The 18,163-nt window shown below is 34.0% G+C and carries 11 protein-coding genes and 4 pseudogenes; 3 read left to right on the top strand and 12 right to left on the bottom strand.

The window, feature by feature from the left end; all coding sequences use genetic code 11:
- Positions 1-32: 32 nt before the first annotated feature.
- The 3 genes and pseudogenes from serS to ACFE3K_RS04305 all read right to left on the bottom strand — a co-directional run bounded on the left by serS (position 33) and on the right by ACFE3K_RS04305 (position 3,236).
- The gene (gene serS / locus ACFE3K_RS04320; RefSeq protein ID WP_375359479.1) at positions 33-1,325 is read right to left on the bottom strand and encodes a serine--tRNA ligase; all 1,293 of its coding nucleotides are present in this window, start codon (positions 1,323-1,325) and stop codon (positions 33-35) included.
- Positions 1,317-2,068, bottom strand: a pseudogene (gene tatC / locus ACFE3K_RS04315) (twin-arginine translocase subunit TatC); the annotation flags it as partial. The gene serS and the pseudogene tatC, both read right to left, overlap by 9 nt.
- Positions 2,069-2,783: 715 nt before the next feature.
- Positions 2,784-3,236 (bottom strand): transposase, encoded by a 453-nt coding sequence (locus tag ACFE3K_RS04305; protein WP_375358388.1) that lies wholly within the window; start codon positions 3,234-3,236, stop codon positions 2,784-2,786.
- A gap of 36 nt (positions 3,237-3,272) precedes the next feature.
- On the opposite strand from ACFE3K_RS04305, the pseudogene ACFE3K_RS04300 reads away from it, so the two are divergent.
- Positions 3,273-3,581, top strand: a pseudogene (locus tag ACFE3K_RS04300) (transposase); the annotation flags it as partial.
- Positions 3,582-3,640: 59 nt separating this feature from the next.
- On the opposite strand, the pseudogene ACFE3K_RS04295 reads toward ACFE3K_RS04300, so the two are convergent.
- The 3 genes and pseudogenes from ACFE3K_RS04295 to ACFE3K_RS04285 all read right to left on the bottom strand — a co-directional run.
- A pseudogene (locus ACFE3K_RS04295) lies at positions 3,641-3,832 on the bottom strand (transposase); the annotation flags it as partial.
- A 99-nt stretch (positions 3,833-3,931) separates the two neighbouring features.
- Positions 3,932-4,642: pseudogene (locus tag ACFE3K_RS04290) on the bottom strand (IS6 family transposase).
- 193 nt (positions 4,643-4,835) lie between these two features.
- Entirely contained in the window at positions 4,836-5,645 is an 810-nt protein-coding gene (locus ACFE3K_RS04285) for an enoyl-ACP reductase (RefSeq protein ID WP_375358387.1), read from the bottom strand.
- An 85-nt stretch (positions 5,646-5,730) separates the two neighbouring features.
- Between ACFE3K_RS04285 and lnt the strand changes: the two genes are divergently transcribed.
- Complete coding sequence (gene lnt / locus ACFE3K_RS04280) at positions 5,731-7,239, top strand: apolipoprotein N-acyltransferase (protein WP_375358386.1); 1,509 nt, start codon at positions 5,731-5,733, stop codon at positions 7,237-7,239.
- A gap of 118 nt (positions 7,240-7,357) precedes the next feature.
- On the opposite strand, the gene ACFE3K_RS04275 is transcribed toward lnt, so the two are convergent.
- The 3 genes from ACFE3K_RS04275 to ACFE3K_RS04265 all read right to left on the bottom strand — a co-directional run bounded on the left by ACFE3K_RS04275 (position 7,358) and on the right by ACFE3K_RS04265 (position 9,501).
- Entirely contained in the window at positions 7,358-8,068 is a 711-nt protein-coding gene (locus ACFE3K_RS04275) for an IS6 family transposase (protein WP_375358385.1), read from the bottom strand.
- A gap of 160 nt (positions 8,069-8,228) precedes the next feature.
- Complete coding sequence (locus ACFE3K_RS04270; RefSeq protein ID WP_375358384.1) at positions 8,229-8,696, bottom strand: hypothetical protein; 468 nt, start codon at positions 8,694-8,696, stop codon at positions 8,229-8,231.
- Positions 8,697-8,964: 268 nt separating this feature from the next.
- On the bottom strand, positions 8,965-9,501 hold the full coding sequence (locus ACFE3K_RS04265) for a disulfide bond formation protein B (RefSeq protein ID WP_375359478.1): 537 nt from the start codon (positions 9,499-9,501) through the stop codon (positions 8,965-8,967).
- A 450-nt stretch (positions 9,502-9,951) separates the two neighbouring features.
- Here ACFE3K_RS04265 and ACFE3K_RS04260 point away from each other — a divergent pair, with 450 nt between their 5' ends.
- Positions 9,952-11,997, top strand: a complete 2,046-nt coding sequence (locus tag ACFE3K_RS04260) for a Sca4 family protein (protein ID WP_375358383.1) — start codon at positions 9,952-9,954, stop codon at positions 11,995-11,997.
- Between the two features lie 476 nt (positions 11,998-12,473).
- On the opposite strand, the gene gltX is transcribed toward ACFE3K_RS04260, so the two are convergent.
- From gltX to ltrA, 3 genes are all read right to left on the bottom strand, one after another.
- Positions 12,474-13,805 (bottom strand): glutamate--tRNA ligase, encoded by a 1,332-nt coding sequence (gene gltX, locus ACFE3K_RS04255; protein ID WP_375358382.1) that lies wholly within the window; start codon positions 13,803-13,805, stop codon positions 12,474-12,476.
- Between the two features lie 17 nt (positions 13,806-13,822).
- Positions 13,823-16,240: a type I DNA topoisomerase gene (topA, locus tag ACFE3K_RS04250; RefSeq protein WP_375358381.1), complete on the bottom strand. Its 2,418-nt coding sequence runs from the start codon at positions 16,238-16,240 to the stop codon at positions 13,823-13,825.
- A gap of 97 nt (positions 16,241-16,337) precedes the next feature.
- On the bottom strand, positions 16,338-17,744 hold the full coding sequence (ltrA, locus tag ACFE3K_RS04245; protein WP_375358380.1) for a group II intron reverse transcriptase/maturase: 1,407 nt from the start codon (positions 17,742-17,744) through the stop codon (positions 16,338-16,340).
- Positions 17,745-18,163: the final 419 nt, after the last annotated feature.

The following is an 18,163-nucleotide window of genomic DNA, read 5'->3' as shown; positions in this document are numbered from 1 at the left end:
TTTGAACACCAATGATACCTATCAAATACATGTTATTTATACTCTTTAGTGGTATGAATTCTCTCCAACCCACCCATGTAACTCACCAAAACATCTGGAACTGTTATTGAACCATCTGCATTTTGGTAATTTTCTAGAATTGCGATTATTGTCCTACCAATTGGTAAACCAGAACCATTCAAAGTATGGGCAAGAGTGGTTTCGTTGCTACCAAATTCTTTATATCTAGCTTTCATCCTTCTAGCCTGAAAATCTCCACAATTAGAACAACTTGAAATCTCACGGTATAGATTTTGACCAGGCAACCATACTTCCAAATCATAGGTCTTTTTGGCAGTAAATCCCATATCTCCAGTACAAAGCAACATAACTCTATATGGTAGATCAAGTTTTTTTAGAATGGTTTCAGCTGCATTAGTTATATATTCATGTTCACGCTGAGATTCTTCTGCAGTAGTTATTGTAACCAACTCAACTTTACCAAACTGGTGCATACGTATCATACCTCTAGTATCTCTACCACTACTTCCAGATTCTGATCTGTAACAGGGTGTGTAAGCAACATAACGTATAGGCAATTCTTCCCTAGCTATTATGGTATCGGTCACCATATTAACAAGAGGTACTTCACCTGTTGGAATTAACCTGTAATTATTCACCGTTTCAAACGACTCTTCTGCAAATTTTGGCAATTGACCACTATTATACATAGCAGCTGGTCGCACCAAAGATGGAGGAGATAGTTCAGTAAAATCAAATTCTTGAGTATGTGTATCAATCATAAAATTAATCAATGCACGTTCTAGCTTTGCTAAATCTCCCTTTAGAGTCACAAACCTACTACCAGACATTTTAGCAGTACGTACAAAATCCATCATTCCTAAACTTTCACCAAGTTCAAAATGCTGCTTAGGTAATGGAAGAGATAGTTTTGTTGTAATGTCTCCTACTGTTTTAAGCAGTTTATTCATACTGCCATCAGTGCCATATGGTACGTCGGGATCAGGAAGGTTTGGCAATACCTCCAACATATCGTTTAACTGGTGATTACTATTTAATTTTAAATTCAGTTCTTCCAGTTTCTCATTTATGTGGTCCACATCACGCTTTATTTCTTCAAATTCTTTACTAAATTTGTTAGGCATGTTGCCTAGATCCCTAGATTTCTTCCTTCTTGCATGCTGAAATTGCTGAATAAGATTAGTTAGCTGGCGTTTGCTTTCATCTAGTTTAGTAATTTTATCGGACATTGGGGGAATTCCCCTTTTGATAAGTAGATCATCAAATTCCTGCTTATTCTCCCTAATCCACTTTATATCTAACATATATCTAACATTTAACTTCCTCGATTTTCTACAAATTTACACATAATAATTGAAGTTTCATATAATAAAAGCATTGGTATTGCAAGGGCAAATTGGCTAAGTACATCCGGTGGAGTTAAAATACCAGCAATAATAAAAATAATTACTATAGACGATCTTCTTTTGTCCACTAAGTCTTTTGCTGTTAATATTTTTAATAAATTTAATATTAACATAATAATTGGTAATTGGAAAGCTATACCAAACGCAATAATTAACTGAATTACTAAGTTTAAATATTCACTAATTCTAGCTTCTAGAATTAGTGGAATAATAGCATTATTATCTTCAAAGCTTAGAAAAAATTGCCATGCACGCGGCATAACAAAATAAAATACAAAAATGCTCCCACACCAAAACAAAACAGGCGACATAAAAAGAATAAAAGCTGCATATTTCTTCTCACCTGAATATAACCCAGGTCTTATAAATAAAAAACATTCTATAGCGATAATTGGCATAATCATGACAAAAGAAACAAAAGCTGCAAGTTTTATATAAGTAAAGAATGCTTCAGTAAGACCAGTATAGATTACTTTCCTTATATCAGCATGATCTAATTCTGCAAGTGGCTCTAATAAAATGTTATATATATCGTTACTGAAACAATAACAAATAATAAAACCAATAATGAATGCAGCAAATACTCGTAAGAACCTAGCCTTTAGCTCTAAAAAATGCTCTTTAAAAGTATATGACTTCATAAATTAACCAAATGTACAAGTTTAAGTAGGAGGTATATAACCTCAGTTGATGTAAGACATCGGTTTAATAGCCTAGGATGTCATATATGGACGTTCCTGCTTTCGTGAGGAGGTATTACTAACTTGGATAGTCAAAATAGGTTGTTATGAACCTAAAAATTGAATAGAATAGACCTCTTTCGAAACTCGCTTGTGCTGAGGGATTTGAAGGAGACGCGGAACGCAGAACCGCAGCGTACTCTAATGTACGTGAGGATTCGAGTACCGCATCGACGTACAAATCACCAGCAGAAGTATAGTTTCGAAAGAGGTCTAATGATAAAAAACTCATCAGAAGTATACTATAATACTCTAGAATAGAAAACCAAAAATTGCGTCGTCATTTATCCAAGATTCTAGTGGTATATTCAGATGATCCTACGAGCAGTATACCATCTATCAAAAAGGTTTGTAACTAGAATGATTAGTACAAAGCTTTAAGAAAAATGGGAGAAATAATCCTTAGTTTTGATGAAAATTATACTAGGAGTCCTAGAAGTTTTGCTATTGTCTTTTCTTTAAAGCAAAATAGTATAATCCCTATAATATGTCATAAGAGTAGTCTAAATCTCCTAGGGAAGGAAGAACTTCATCTAACAGTTCTAATTTACTCTCTGTTGGCTGATCAAAGTTAGTCTGTATTTGCTTTTCTTTTTGTTCTTGTGTTGTAACTATCTTATACCAATTGCAATAATGAACACGGTGTATTTATCCAATCTCTATACATAATTGATTTTACTAAATCTACATTATGAGCAAGTTGATTCCAAGCGTAACAAGCCATAGTAACGATATCTTCATATACACCATAACATTGGTTAGACAAGAAATGATTTTTAATCCATTCCCAAACTTGTTCCATTGCATTAAGTTCCGGTGCATAGGGCGGAAGCGGTATCAAAGTGATATTGCTTGGCACAGTTAGTTTTTTGGCTGTGTGCCAACCTGCATTATCCGTTAGTAAAGCTATATGTCGGTTGCCTTGAATACTGCGAGAAAGCTCTTCTAAGAATTTATTCATTGCCTGTGTGTTTGCATATGGTAAAATTAATGCACAAGCTTCTCCTGTCTCATGGCAAGCAGCTCCGTAAATATATGTTGAAATAATACCAATTGCAATAATTAACACGGTGTTAATTATTGCAATTAGTCTAAATTCTTAGAAGAGCTTTCTCGCAGTATTCAAGGCAACCGACATATAGCTTTACTAACGGATAATGCAGGTTGGCACACAGCCAAAAAACTAACTGTGCCAAGCAATATCACTTTGATACCGCTTCCGCCCTATGCACCGGAACTTAATGCAATGGAACAAGTTTGGGAATGGATTAAAAATCATTTCTTGTCTAACCAATGTTATGGTGTATATGAAGATATCGTTACTATGGCTTGTTACGCTTGGAATCAACTTGCTCATAATGTAGATTTAGTAAAATCAATTATGTATAGAGATTGGATAAATACACCGTGTTAATTATTGCAATTGGTATGATATATCCAGATGAGCAAGCATGTGCTCTCACAATAGTTGCATCAATCATAATTGATTATATCTGCATCTACTTTAACATAATCCATTAAATCCTCCCATATACCTTTGTTAACCCATCTCTTAAATCTGCGATAAATACTGTACCAACAACCATAATCATCAGCTAGAAGACACCATTGGCAACCTGTTCTAACAATAAACCATATTGCTTCAATAAAATGTCTCATTTTTTCTTCATTCTTTTGTGTATACCATTTCTTTCCTTAAAAAATGATAAAATGGCACCGTCAAGTTAAGTAAAATAGTATCAAAAAGAGCTATATTTTTAGATTTCAGGCAGCAAGAAGTCTTTGAGTGGCTTCGTCCCAAATGGATTTAGCTGATGCAAATGCAATTCTTTGCTCAATTGCTGTTTTACTATATCTTCCAACATTTACGGCAAATATATTTCTGACTTTTCCCATCAGTGATAATTTACAGTGGGCTGAATTAGGATGCTTAAATTTAATTAATATCTTCTCGTTGCGCCTAGTTGGTTGATGAGCATTCTCAACACGATTATTTAGTCTTTTATGAGTGCGATGCTCAGTTTTAGGGCACATAAGCTTAATCGGCTTAATGTAACTTCTGAGCTTATCAGTAACAATTACTCTTGGAGCTGGATAATGACCCAATCATTTTGATAAAAAACGAATAGCTGATTTTTTATTACGACGCTTCTGCAGTAATACTTCTAATTCATGCCCCTCAGAGTCAACAGCTCTCCATAATATAAATACCTCGCCTTTAATCTTAATATTCATCTCATCTAAATGCCATTTATCAGTTGGTTTTCTCTCTCGCTTTCTGATAACATCTTGAAAATAAACCGCAAATTTATTGCACCAAAATCTTACTGTCTCATGACTTAAAATAATACCTCGATAGGCCATCTGTTCTTGTACATCTCTGTAACTATTATTGAATCGATGATATAACCATACTGCATGGCTAATAATGCTTACTGGAAAACGATGTCTCTTTGGGGATTGAATAATACACATAGCACTGAAATTTAGGTAACAATTGTCACTGATAATCTATAAATTATTCCCTACATTTGCTCAATACTTAATTTACATTTCTCTTAACTTGACGGTGCCCCATTGATTCCTGATGATAACTTTATCAAAGTGATTTAGGAAACCGAATATACTCAGGTAGAACTTCAAGAATTGGCGTTCCCGCGACCAATAGTTAATGGCAATTACTAGAACCTTTACCCATCCCTACTGTAGTGTTATAGCCACAATCTACATAATGTATTTCACCAGTAACTCCTTCTGCTAAGTTACTCAGCAAATATAATGCAGCCCCTGCAACATTACGCTGAGAAGTGTTTCTGCGTAACGGCGATGCAGCTTCATGGAGAGCTAACATAGTTTTGAAATCATTAATACCACTAGATGCTAGAGTTTTTATAGGCCCAGCTGATATGGCATTTACTCGGATGTTATTTGAGCCCATATCAGTTGCAAGATATTTTACACTAGATTCTAACGCAGCTTTAGCAGGCCCCATGACATTATAATTAGGAACTACTTTTTGTGAGCCATAATAAGTTAGGGTAAGGATACTACCACCGTCTTTCATCAAAGGTTCTGCACGTTTTGCCAAGGCAATTAGAGAATAACATGATATATTCATGGTATTAAGAAAGTTAGACAATGAGGTATCTATGTATCTGCCTTTTAATTCATTCCTGTCAGAGAAACCTATAGAATGAACCAAAAAATCGAGTTTACCCCACTTTTGCTCAATAATTTTAAACAAATTATCAAGTGATTCTTCATCTGTTACATCACATGGAACAACGAAATCACACTTAATTTCTTCAGCAAGTGGTATAACGCGTTTCTCAAGCACTTCTCCTTGATAGGTAAGGGCTAAGTTTGCACCATGTTCTTTGGCAATTTGAGCAATAGCCCAAGATATTGATAAATTATTAGCGACACCTGTAATTAATCCTTTCTTACCATCAAGCAAAGCAGTAACTTTAACTTGCATACATATTCCTTATTTTTATTAAAACCTTGCCCAAACAATAGCATGATGTATATTTTTGTAAACAATTTTTATCAAAGTAACATTAATGTTCTCATCCAAAATATTCACCCTGATTTCAGGTATGATTAGTGGTTTAGTTTTTGCTCCAATTTTCTTTATACCTGGATTATTTGCCTTGGCACTGCTATGTTATCAAGTACAAATTGCTAATAGCTGGAAAGAAGCCTCTATATTAGGCTTTATATTTGGTTTTGGGCATTTTTTAGTCAATATGTACTGGATTAGTATAGGAGTTACTGTATATATTGATGAATTTTGGTGGGCAGTACCACTGGCATTATTTGGCTTTCCAATTATTCTTGCTTGTTTTATTTCTGTAACCTGCGGTCTAGGGTTTTTAGCAAAGAATCATGGTTTGTATCAGTTTATCTTTTGCCTTTATTGGGTATTTTTTGAATGGGTAAGATCATGGATATTTACCGGATTACCTTGGAATTTGCTTGGATACGCTTTTTCATTTTCTGATACTCTTATCCAGCCTTCTAGTATTATAGGAGTATACGGTTTAAGTTTTATTGTAGTATATATATCAACAAGTTTTTATCACCTATTTACTAAACAATATAATCTACTAAAAATATTATTAGCAAATTCATTGCTAATAATGTCTCTGATAACTTCCTATGGTTTATTAAGGCTGCATAACAACCCTACCAGTTTCTCAAATGTAAAAGTTCGATTAGTTCAGCCAAGTATCCCACAAACTGCTAAATGGGATGTTGAAGAATTTTGGAAAAATTTAAATCTTCATATCACATTGTCTAAAGAGCCGGGCGACGTAGACCTAATTATATGGTCAGAAGCCGCTATGGTAGTACCGTATGATTATAAACCGATCAAAGTGAAACTATCAAAAATGTTGGAAAGGAAAAAAGCAATTTTAATTACTGGCGGTATAACAAATAATGGTAAAAAAGGGGATGATTTTGAGATTTACACGAGCTTATACGCTTTAACAAAAGAAGGGGATAAATTATTTGAATATCATAAGTCTCATTTAGTACCATTTGGTGAATATATGCCTCTTAAATGGATATTACCCTTGAAGAAATTAACCCCTGGGTTATTAGATTATACTGAAGGGAGTAGACAACTTGTTAGTCTTGATACACCTAATATAATCATAAAACCGCTTATTTGTTATGAAGCGATCTTTCCAAACCTTGTTCAAACGAGTAATAAACTTTCAGATGTGATTATTAATGCCACTAACGATACATGGTATGGAAATTCCTCTGGTCCATACCAACATTTACAGATTAGTCGTATGCGTAGTATAGAAAATGGTCTTCCTATGCTTAGAACGGCTAATAATGGTATATCTGCCGTAATAGATCCAGTAGGCAGAATTATTCAACAACGAGCTCTCAATGAAGTAGGTTATATAGATAGTTTATTAGCAAATAAGCTAGAATATGAAACTTTATACTCCCAATTTGGGGATATAAGTGCTTTATTAGCAATAATATTTATCCTAATTAGTGATATTTTAATAAAAAATCTTATCAATATCAATAAAAAATTACTTGATTAAGCCAGAATATTATACTATCGTTAGTTGTAATAGGTAGAGAAATATTAAATTATTATAACAATGAATGTTACCATCAAGTTAAGTAAAATAGTATCAAAAAGAGCTATATTTTTAGATTTCAGGCAGCAAGAAGTCTTTGAGTGGCTTCGTCCCAAATGGATTTAGCTGATGCAAATGTAATTCTTTGCTCAATTGCTGTTTTACTATATCTTCCAACATTTACGGCAAATATATTTCTGACTTTTCCCATCAGTGATAATTTACAGTGGGCTGAATTAGGATGCTTAAATTTAATTAATATCTTCTCGTTGCGCCTAGTTGGTTGATGAGCATTCTCAACACGATTATTTAGTCTTTTATGAGTGCGATGCTCAGTTTTAGGGCACATAAGCTTAATCGGCTTAATGTAACTTCTGAGCTTATCAGTAACAATTACTCTTGGAGCTGGATAATGACCCAATAATTTTGATAAAAAACGAATAGCTGATTTTTTATTACGACGCTTCTGCAGTAATACTTCTAATTCATGCCCCTCAGAGTCAACAGCTCTCCATAATATCAATACCTCGCCTTTAATCTTAATATTCATCTCATCTAAATGCCATTTATCAGTTGGTTTCCTCTCTCGCTTTCTGATAACATCTTGAAAATAAACCGCAAATTTATTGCACCAAAATCTTACTGTCTCATGACTTAAAATAATACCTCGATAGGCCATTTGTTCTTGTACATCTCTGTAACTATTATTGAATCGATGATATAACCATACTGCATGGCTAATAATGCTTACTGGAAAACGATGTCTCTTTGGGGATTGAATAATACACATAGCACTGAAATTTAGGTAACAATTGTCACTGATAATCTATAAATTATTCCCTACATTTGCTCAATACTTAATTTACATTTCTCTTAACTTGACGGTGCCCTCCGGACACTAATGAACCCACGCGGGAATCAATATCTGCCTTGGTAGTATTATTTTATCTTCAACGTGTTCTTGACCCCTCGAATGCTTTGCTAATCGCTTTACCTAGAGCTTCTGCAGATTTGGTAAAGTTATTATAAGCTTTTCCACGCTCTGCTGGAGATTTACCAATAGATCCTATTAAAGCGACAGTAGATTTTAAAAAATCACCGAATTGAGTGATAACTTTTGGAGTTTTCATATCTTTCATAAAATTATCTTTGAGATTATGTAAGTCATCAACTATTTCAGCAAGATTTTGTGGACTTGGCTTAACCCCTATTTTTTCTTCTATCTTCCGCAAAGTTTTTGCAGTTTCTGGGCTTACTTGAGCAACTTTAGAGTTAACTTTTTTTAATCCATCTCGGAGTTTGTCTATTATCTCATCATCAGTTGGTACAGCATCAACAAATTGATCTACCTTTTGTTCTACCTTATCTGCTAATTTTGCTGCTCCTTTTTTTAATTGTTCTACAAAACTTTTTGGCATTTTATCCTCCATTTATTGGTTATTATTAAAAATTTTCATGATGTTCTGTTATAATAATAGAATTAAACTGCTTGAATAGTTATTTTTTTTAAACGTATATACTGCTCGTAAATGAAGAGTTGGTAGACGATAGTATAACTTCAAGAAGAGCTAGGAGTGTCAAAGTCGAGCAGCAGAGCGTACATTAGTACGTGAGCAGCGGAGATCTTTAGACACGACGACGCCAATTCTTGAAGTTCACCGAGTATATCTAATAAATTAAAATTGCTTAACTAATACTAAATAATTGCTGTAAATTTTTCCATTCTAAGTAAGTTGTAGGATCGCTAGGACACATGCCAAAACCACATTCAAAATAAGTTGCAAACACATTAACAAGAGTGATAATTATCAAACTAATCTCAATTAATGTAGGTACAAAACTAGGATAAAATTGTAGTATACTAAATTTACTTAGAATAAGGCTAATTATAGGAATTATAGACATTAATAGGATTAAAGAAAAAGAAATTATTGCTGACCATGTATAAAAATGTAACCCAAGGAAAGTATTACCATATCCTAAATCATGGGGTAAAATATGCAGCAAAACCTGCCTAAGCCCTACCATCAACGTATAAATACTAGAGGTGAATATAATCATATCATATTTCCAATAAGGATTATATATTATGCTAAGTAGTGCTCCAAGTCCGATAGCAATAAAACCGAATCTTTGTAATAAACATAAAGGGCAGGGTGGTTCATAATAAAAAAATTGGAAAATAAAGGCTATGACATTTGTTACTATACATAAAATAGCAATAGCAATATATATAATTGTAGGTTGGCTTGAAACTGGTTTCAGAACAGATTAAAAAGAGATATTTAAGTGGTCAGTAGCATGTAAGTAAAAATAGATACTAGCTATTAAAAAATTAATATAAAATAATGGTATGATAAGATTATAGCTCTTTTGACTATCTCTGTGCCTATTAATTGTAAAAACATAAAACATTAAAATAAATATCAAGATCATAATTACCATTACTGTTGCCTGTTAAAGCTTAGTTTGCCTCTAGGCAAAGAAAATGTCAAGATATAATTGCGTATATGCTTAGTGCTAATATTATTTATGATATAATTAAAGTGATGGACTATCCTTTTTAAGGAAGTTGCCTTAAAAATAAAACAAAATAAAAACAAATTAGTTGCTTTAAAGAAGAATATTATCTAGCATCAAATATAGCTAGAATTTAAGAATAGGGTGGTAAAAATGAGTAAAGAGAAAAATCCTAGAGAGTATTTTGATTATTATACAGACTTGATGATTGAAATAGATGAAGCTAGAAAAAAAGTAGACAGTAATGTAAAAGATAGCCCCGTTGAAAATCAGGTCATTAATTCTCTATTTGACTATCTACTGGAAATTCCAAATAGAGTTTCGGGAAATCATTCGATTCCACAAAAAAACAAGGTTGTTGTAATAAATGATGTATTAGACGGCTTGGCTGAAACAATCAAGACTACTGCTGATGAAGGTAAAAAGATAGGGGACAAGGCTAGAGATGATTTAACTGAACAAGATAAATTAACACTTAATAAAGCTATAGTGTTTCAGGAACTAGCTGACAAATTGGCACAGTCCATGCAGCAAGAGAAAATGCCTGATGGTTGGCAAGGATATAAAGATAAGTTGCAGGCAATCATTGCTTTTACTAAAGGAGAAGAACCTGCTCAAGAAGAACTTGCTCAGGACGTTTTTGTGTTACAAGATCCTGCTGAGGAAAATCCTAGAGAATTAGCAGACCATTATCTTGACGCTATCCGTACCCCTTCTTTTTCTGCTGCTGATCGAGATGTTGACCCTATAACCCAAGCAATTAGAAACCAAATCTTAACCAAGCAGAGGGAGCTAATAGTTGAAGCTCTAGTAAAGAATAATATGGTAGAACTAGAAGCAATTGAAGATATAACTAAATTTCGTGTGTACTGTGAAAATGAAGAAAACAAAGAGAAAATCAGTGAAGTTCTTAAAGGATCTGAGTTAAAAAGAGCTTTAGAACAAGTAGAAATTGCCGGCTACAAAAATGTTCATACCCAGTTTACAGATAGATTTAGTCCTATGGAATGGAAGGATGGAGTTGGAGAAAGTGGCAATGGTATTACTACTAAAACGCAGATAGTAGGAGATGCAAGTGGTCACGAGATTGCTACATTAACAGAAGCAACACATCAAATAAATCCTCCTAAAACAGTGCAAAAAAGTGATGGTACTACAGTAGAAATTAAAAATTATAGGACGATAGATTTTCCGATAGAACTTAAGGATGGTGGTCCAATGCATTTATCGCTAGCGGTAAAGGATCAGCATGGCAGGAATATTGCTGCAAGTAAGGCTGTATATTTTACGGCTCACTATGATGATGATGGTAAGCTAATCGAGGTCAGCTCGCCACGTCCAGTTAAGTTTAATGGAATTGGTTCTGATGCAGTTGGGTATATAGAACATGGGGGACAAATCTATACCTTGCCAGTAACGCAAGAAAAATATAAAGCAATGATGCAAGAAGTAGCCAAAAACAAGGGACATAGCGTGGATATTTCACAATCTATCGATCCACTATCTGTGGACAGTATTATAACTTCCCCTCAGAAGACTGAGGAGTTGGATAGAACAAAAGAAGCTGTGGTTTCCTCTTCTCATGAACTCAAAAGTGAAGAAGTGAAATTAGAGGTTAAAACTCCTGAAGTTGATCTCATGCAATTCCCAACAAACGATGGTATGGTATATACAGCCAGCAAACCAGCTATGCCAAAGCATTTAGAGGACACTTTGGAAAAGACGGTGAGTAGTCTTAGGCACTCTCTATTATTTCCAGTGCGGAAAATCAGTAAGGATATTACGAAACTAGCAGAATCTTTATATGCAAATTTACGTGGAAAAGATCTTGCAGGAAAAAAAGAACATATCAATGGAGAATTAGACAAATTATCAACTCCTCAAGAAAAGATAGAACTATTACATGAATTGGTACGGGTTGAATCGGATAAAAGGATGGAAAAAGTTCAACAAATTGCTCTTGGAGGAGAAGAAGAAGCGAATGTAGGGCCGGTTAGAGTAATGACAGCACAGAGGAAAGAAAGTATAAATGGCTCTCCTAAAATGGGATACCAACAGAAAGGAGAACATGTTAATGTTAAAGATGATGTAAATTTACAAAAATTCCTACATGATAGAATTGTTGAAATTAAGCAAGAATCCAAAAAGCCAGTTACTACTTTTAAAACTCGGAAGGTAGGAGGTTATGGTGTTCCCTAATTTACTTTAATTTCAGTTTTATGTAAGCAGCAAACACAATGCTATGCATTATGTAAAAATATAAACAAACTATTAGAACAGTTTGTTAGAAGATATCGGTTTGATAGTCTAGGGTAAAGTTTGTTCAATTTATTTGATTTAACTATGCCCCAAATGACAAAATCTGCAAAATGACAATATGTAGCCAGTAACTAAAATAGACTTCTTTCGAAACTCGCTTATACTGAAAGATTTGAAGGAGACACTTCACCTTGAACCGCAGCGTACTTGAATGTACATGAGGATTCGAGTACCGGCTTGACGTACAATCATCAGTAGAAGTAGAGTTTCGAAAGAAGTCTAATGTAAATTTTCATCCCACACATCGCATAATAATACTACTTTGAAGCATAATTTTTGCTCATATTTATCTCGAAGGTGAGACGCGAATGGGGATTAATAGCCTTTCAGGTTATTTTTTTAGATCAACAAAAAAATCAACTTAATCTTTTTATAATTTCCTCTCTGCGAAGTAATGGTAATATTACTGACATTTCCGGTCCAGATGCCATTCCCGTTATAGCAAGTCTTAAAGGCAGAAATACCTCCTTGCCTTTTTTACCAGTAACGATCATAATCCTTTTAGTCCAAATGCACCAGCTATCGAGGGTTATTGGTTCGTCTGGTAACAATATAGCTGCCTGTTTTAAAAAATCTTTATCTAATCCTTCAACTTTGGATGGTGAGTAACAAATATTCCACCAATCTTTTATTTCATATAATTTTTGCAAGTTAGCTCTCACTGCCAACCAAAACTGTTCAGTTACTTGCTCAGCCTTAATCTCTCTTAAGCGATCTTTTACTTCATCAAAACTAAGGCTAATTAGTAATTTATGATTCAGACGTTCTAATTCTTCCGGCAAATAAGTTGTTGGACTTTTAGAAAAATTATTAATGTCAAACTCTTTTATTAGCTGATCTAAATTCTTAAACGATACAATACTTGATGACGAACCAATTAAACTAAAAAAACTGTTAATTGCCATTGGTTCTAATCCAATTTCATCCCTTAGAGCAGCGATTTCAAATCCTCCTATTCTTTTAGATATTTTTTCATCTCGGCTAATAACTAGACTCAAATGAGCAAAATTTGGTATCTCTACCCCTAAAGTTTCAAACATTTGCATCTGAATTGCGGTATTAGTTACATGATCCTCGCCTCGAATAATATGGGTAATCGAATAATCAATATCATCAATAACTGAACAAAGCATATAAGTCATACTATTATCTTCTCTGATAACTATCGGATCACCAATATTCTTACCTTCATATTTAACTTCACCCTTAATCATATCTTGCCAAATAATGGGGGTATGCGATACCAAAAATCGATAATGTGGTTTTCTTCCTTGGCTAATGTAATCGTTTATTTGTTGTTGAGTTAAATTCAAAGCTGCACGATCATATATAGGAGGGAGTCCTCTAGATAATTGTAATTTACGCTTTAATTCAAGCTCTTCCTGAGTCTCAAAACAAGGATATAATTTATTTTTTTGTAATAATAATGTTTTTATCGCCTCATACCTATCAAGCCTATTAGATTGACAAAAAGTTTGATCCCAGTTAAGTCCTAGAAATTTCAAATCCTGTTCAATAGCATTTTTATATTGTTGCTTGCTACGTTCAAGATCGGTGTCATCAAACCTTAAAATGAATATGCCATTATGCTTTCTAGTATATAACCAATTTATAAGAGCTGTTCTACTATTACCTATATGCAGCATACCTGTTGGTGATGGTGCGAATCTTGTGATAACCCTTCCCATAATTTTATCTTAACCGCTTATTGTACTTTTTTCTTTTTTGTTGTTTTTTTTGCTGTAGCATTCTTTTTAGAAGTTTTTTTTGCAACTATTACCTGCTCGCCATTATCTTTCTCTTGTTTATTCTTTAACTTATTATTACTAGCTTCAATTATTTCTACAGCGATCTCTGTTGTTATGTTAAAAGGATCGTATCTTTTTGGTATTGAAATAAACCTATCAAGATATTTAAGATACGGGCCATATCTACCTATACCAAGTATAATCTCTTGTTGAGATTCAGGATGCAAACATAATTTAGCCGGTAACTCAAGCAACCTCATAGCTAAAGCAAGAGTGACATCATTTTGGGCAATAGAAGGTGGCAATGATGCACGCTTTGGCTTTTCACCCTTGGCAACTTGCTCACTAGTCTGTACATATAAACCATATGGGCCTTTCTTTAGAAAAACATCAAAACCATCCTTATTTACTCCTAATAGTTTGTTCTCTTCCATAGTAGTAGCAATATCATCACTATTTTTAGAGGTAATTTGTTTTTTGAAAGTACATTCTGGGTAATTACTACAAGCTAAGAATGCTCCAAACTTACCAAGCTTCAGATCTAATTGACCTGTAGAGCAGGATGGGCAAATTCTTGACTTATTACTTTCTGACTTTTCTCCAAATAAGTGATAATCTAAGGCTTCTTCAACATAAATAATTATATCAGATATTTTCTTTCCACTAACTACTTCTACATTGTTATTAAACCCATCCCAGAATTTTTTTAGTAAAGACTTCCATTCTATTTTACCTTCTGCCACCTCATCTAAATCATTTTCCAGATCAGCTGTAAAATCATATTCCACATATTTCTTAAAAAAACCTGTTAAAAATGTTGTAACTAAACGCCCTAATTCCTCTGGAAAGAATCGTTTTTTCTCAACAACTACATATTTTCTATCTTGCAACACTGATATAATCGAAGCATAAGTAGACGGGCGACCAATACCAAGTTCCTCAAGCCTCTTTACTAAACTAGCTTCAGAATATCTTGGTGGCGGATCAGTGAAATGTTGTGCTGGATTCACTGAATCTGTAATTAATTTCTCTCCTTCTTTTAGCGGTGGTAGAAGCCTATTTTCTTCTTCTGTTTCATTATCTAGACCTTCTTGATAAATTTTATAAAAACCATCAAACGCAATAATTGAGCCATTTGCTCTGCATGTAAATTCTTTATCTTCTGTATCAAGCTGAGCTACTAGCAAATCAATAATAACATTTTCCATTTGGCAAGCTACCGTCCTCTTCCAAATTAGGTTATAAAGCTTGTAAAAATCTTTATCTAGTTTATCCTTTAACTTTTCTGGTAGCAGGGTAATATCAGTTGGTCTAATCGCTTCGTGAGCTTCTTGGGCATTTTTAGCTTTAGATTTATAAACTCTCTGGCTAGCTGGCAGATATTTATCCCCAAAATTCTTATCTATCAACTGACGTATTTGCTCAACAGCTTCACTAGCAAGAGTTGTCCCGTCCGTTCTCATATAAGTGATCAAACCTATAGTTTCATTACCTATATCCATACCTTCATAAAGTTTTTGGGCAATTTGCATAGTCTTCTTAGCAGTAAACCCTAATTTTCTTGCAGCCTCTTGCTGCAGCGAAGAGGTAATAAAAGGTGGTTGCGGTTGACGTTTTTGCTGTTTTTTTTCTATAGAGGCAACATGAAAATTCTTTAGTTTTATTTTCTCGACTAGATCATTGGCAGCTAGTGCATTAGTAATTGAGAATTTCTCTAATTTTTTACCATTCACATGAGTTAATCTTACTAAAAACGGTTCATTATTACTATTAAGAATATTAAGACTAATATCCCAATATTCTTGCGATTTAAAACGTTCAATTTCGTCTTCTCGTTCGCAAATAAGTCTCAGTGCTACAGACTGGACTCTTCCGGCTGATCTACATCCTGGCAATTTACGCCATAATATCGGCGATAAAGTAAATCCTACCAAATAGTCTAAAGCCCTCCTTGCTTGCTGAGCATTAACCAAATCAATATCAATCTTTCTTGGGTTTTCAATTGCATGTAAAATAGCTTTTTTTGTAACTTCATCAAATGCTACTCTTTTAAAGAAATCACTAGATTTAACCAAGTTTCTTTCTTTTATTATTTCTGCAACATGCCAAGCAATTGATTCTCCTTCTCGGTCTCGATCTGTTGCTAGATAAACCATTTCAGCCTTGGCAGCATCTTTAGTTATTGCTTCAACATATTTTTCTGCTTTATCTGATATAATATATTTCATAGCAAAATCTTCATTTGGCAGAACTGAACCATTTTTAGATGGTAAATCTCTAATATGCCCAAACGAAGCAATAACTTTAAAACCATTATCTAGATATTTATTTATCGTTTTCGCCTTTGCTGGCGATTCTACTATTACTAATTTCATATTTATTTATAAATTAAAGATATCTTGTTGCCAGGATATCTAGTTATTTTTCCAGCCAGTTCTAGCTCCAGTATTAGCCGAGTAGAAATCATAGCTCTTACCATCCTTTAATTAATAAAGTTTCATTGCTATTATAGCCCTCACAGAACCGTGCTTGTGGTTTTCCCACACACGGCTCTTCAATATAGCTATTCTGCTTTGAAGTAGTACCATATAAAGAAAACTTTATTTTTGGCATTGGTAGCGGATTCCACTGCAAATAGTTTTTAAACCATTTATAGCTTACTTTTCTACTACCTCTTCGGTTTATCCACTTATGTACCATTTGTACAGTTCTATAGTAAAACTTAGAGATCGATTGAAAATTACCGCTAATACCAACATAATTATAATGTCCTGTTAGTTTTGATTTTAGTGTTGGCCACCATTCTTTCAAAGCTATTTGCGATCTTATTGACTTTAACCATTCTTGAGTTTCTTTTAGTTTTCTTGCAAAGCTACTCTTCATTGTCTTATGACCCATTACAAAGTATCCTTGCCTACTTTTTCCACAATAGTGAGTAAAACCAAGAAAGTTAAATGTCTCCACTTTCTCTTTCCTTTTACTTGCTAGTTGCCAAGGTCGTCTACCAAACTTAACCTTCCTTGTTTTCTCTTCTGATATGCTTAATCCAAAACCTTTTAGCCTATCTTGTAGTAAGTTTAAAAATTCTTCTGCATCTTTAGCACTTTCACAACACACCACATAATCATCACAGTATCTTATTAACTCAACATAGCCTTTAGCTTTTGACTTAAAGACTTTCTCAAACCATAGATCTAAGACATAATGTAAGTAAATATTTGCAAGTATTGGACTTGCTACTGAGCCTTGCAGTATACCTTGATCACTGCTACTAACAACACCATCCTTAGTTGCTCCAGCTTTTAAAAGTCTTCTTATTAGCCACATAAAATTCTTGTCTAATATTCTTTCTTCTAAACACCTTTGCAACCAATAATGATTTATGTTATCGAAAAATTTCCTAATATCTACTTCTACAACATAATTAATTGGCTTTTTCATTACCACTTCATTTAAGGCTTTTATTGCTGAATGACAGCTTAAGTTAGGTCGAAATCCGTAAGAGCATTTTAGAAAATCTTGCTCATATATTGCTTCTAACAATTTCTTTACTGCTAATTGCACTATTTTATCTTCAACTGTTGAAATACCAAGCCCTCGCTTTTCTTTGCTGTTAGTTTTAGGTATATATACCATTCTAACTGCACTAGCCCTGTAGCTTCTATCTTTTAATCTCTGCACAAGCTTTTCTACATGCTCCTCTAGATTCTTGCCATATTCTTCAACCGTTACTTCATCTATGCCATAAGCTCTGTTCCTTTTCAGCTCTTTGTAACATTTAATAAGATTCTCCTTATTTATATGATGCACAAGTGCTGTAAATTTTAGCTTCTTATCTTCCTTAGCTTTAGCAGATATAAGTTTAAGTTTACTTTCCATTCTACTCTCTAACCTCCGTGTATTAGTGAATTAAGCGTACTTACACTAACGCTATATTGCTGACCCCTTCCCCATGTACATGGCTTTCCCATGCTCAGAATACTATGAGTCAGTCCGACTTCCATTGTATCATACTTTAATTCTTGCTCTTAACAGCTTGTTTTAAAGTACTCACTTGCGTAAGAATACAATGGATCTCCTAGAGGTTCAGGTAAATTCCGTCTTGTAGCGTGTCATGGTCTGTGACTCCGGTAGAGCAATAGTTGCTCGCCTTATCGCAACTACACATCCTGTTTTCCATGAAATGAAGCATGTCAACCTCTATGATATCGCATATTTCGGAGCTTATATCCTTCACTTACGTTACAACCCACTACATCCCTCCTCTCAGCTTCACATAATTCGTTACCTCCATATAT

Origin of the sequence: Candidatus Tisiphia endosymbiont of Neophilaenus lineatus, assembly GCF_964264975.1 — a bacterium.
GTDB lineage: Bacteria > Pseudomonadota > Alphaproteobacteria > Rickettsiales > Rickettsiaceae > Tisiphia.
Note: the sequence above shows the minus strand (reverse complement) of the source record. Positions and strands in the feature narration are given on the sequence as shown.

Excerpts from the sequence above, each read along its gene's own strand:
- serS (WP_375359479.1), bottom strand. The coding sequence starts at position 1,325 with ATGTTAGATATAAAGTGGATTAGGGAGAATAAGCAGGAATTTGATGAT.
- ACFE3K_RS04285 (WP_375358387.1), bottom strand. The coding sequence starts at position 5,645 with ATGCAAGTTAAAGTTACTGCTTTGCTTGATGGTAAGAAAGGATTAATT.
- lnt (WP_375358386.1), top strand. The coding sequence starts at position 5,731 with ATGTTCTCATCCAAAATATTCACCCTGATTTCAGGTATGATTAGTGGT.
- ACFE3K_RS04275 (WP_375358385.1), bottom strand. The coding sequence starts at position 8,068 with ATGTGTATTATTCAATCCCCAAAGAGACATCGTTTTCCAGTAAGCATT.
- ACFE3K_RS04270 (WP_375358384.1), bottom strand. The coding sequence starts at position 8,696 with ATGCCAAAAAGTTTTGTAGAACAATTAAAAAAAGGAGCAGCAAAATTA.
- ACFE3K_RS04260 (WP_375358383.1), top strand. The coding sequence starts at position 9,952 with ATGAGTAAAGAGAAAAATCCTAGAGAGTATTTTGATTATTATACAGAC.
- gltX (WP_375358382.1), bottom strand. The coding sequence starts at position 13,805 with ATGGGAAGGGTTATCACAAGATTCGCACCATCACCAACAGGTATGCTG.
- topA (WP_375358381.1), bottom strand. The coding sequence starts at position 16,240 with ATGAAATTAGTAATAGTAGAATCGCCAGCAAAGGCGAAAACGATAAAT.
- ltrA (WP_375358380.1), bottom strand. The coding sequence starts at position 17,744 with ATGGAAAGTAAACTTAAACTTATATCTGCTAAAGCTAAGGAAGATAAG.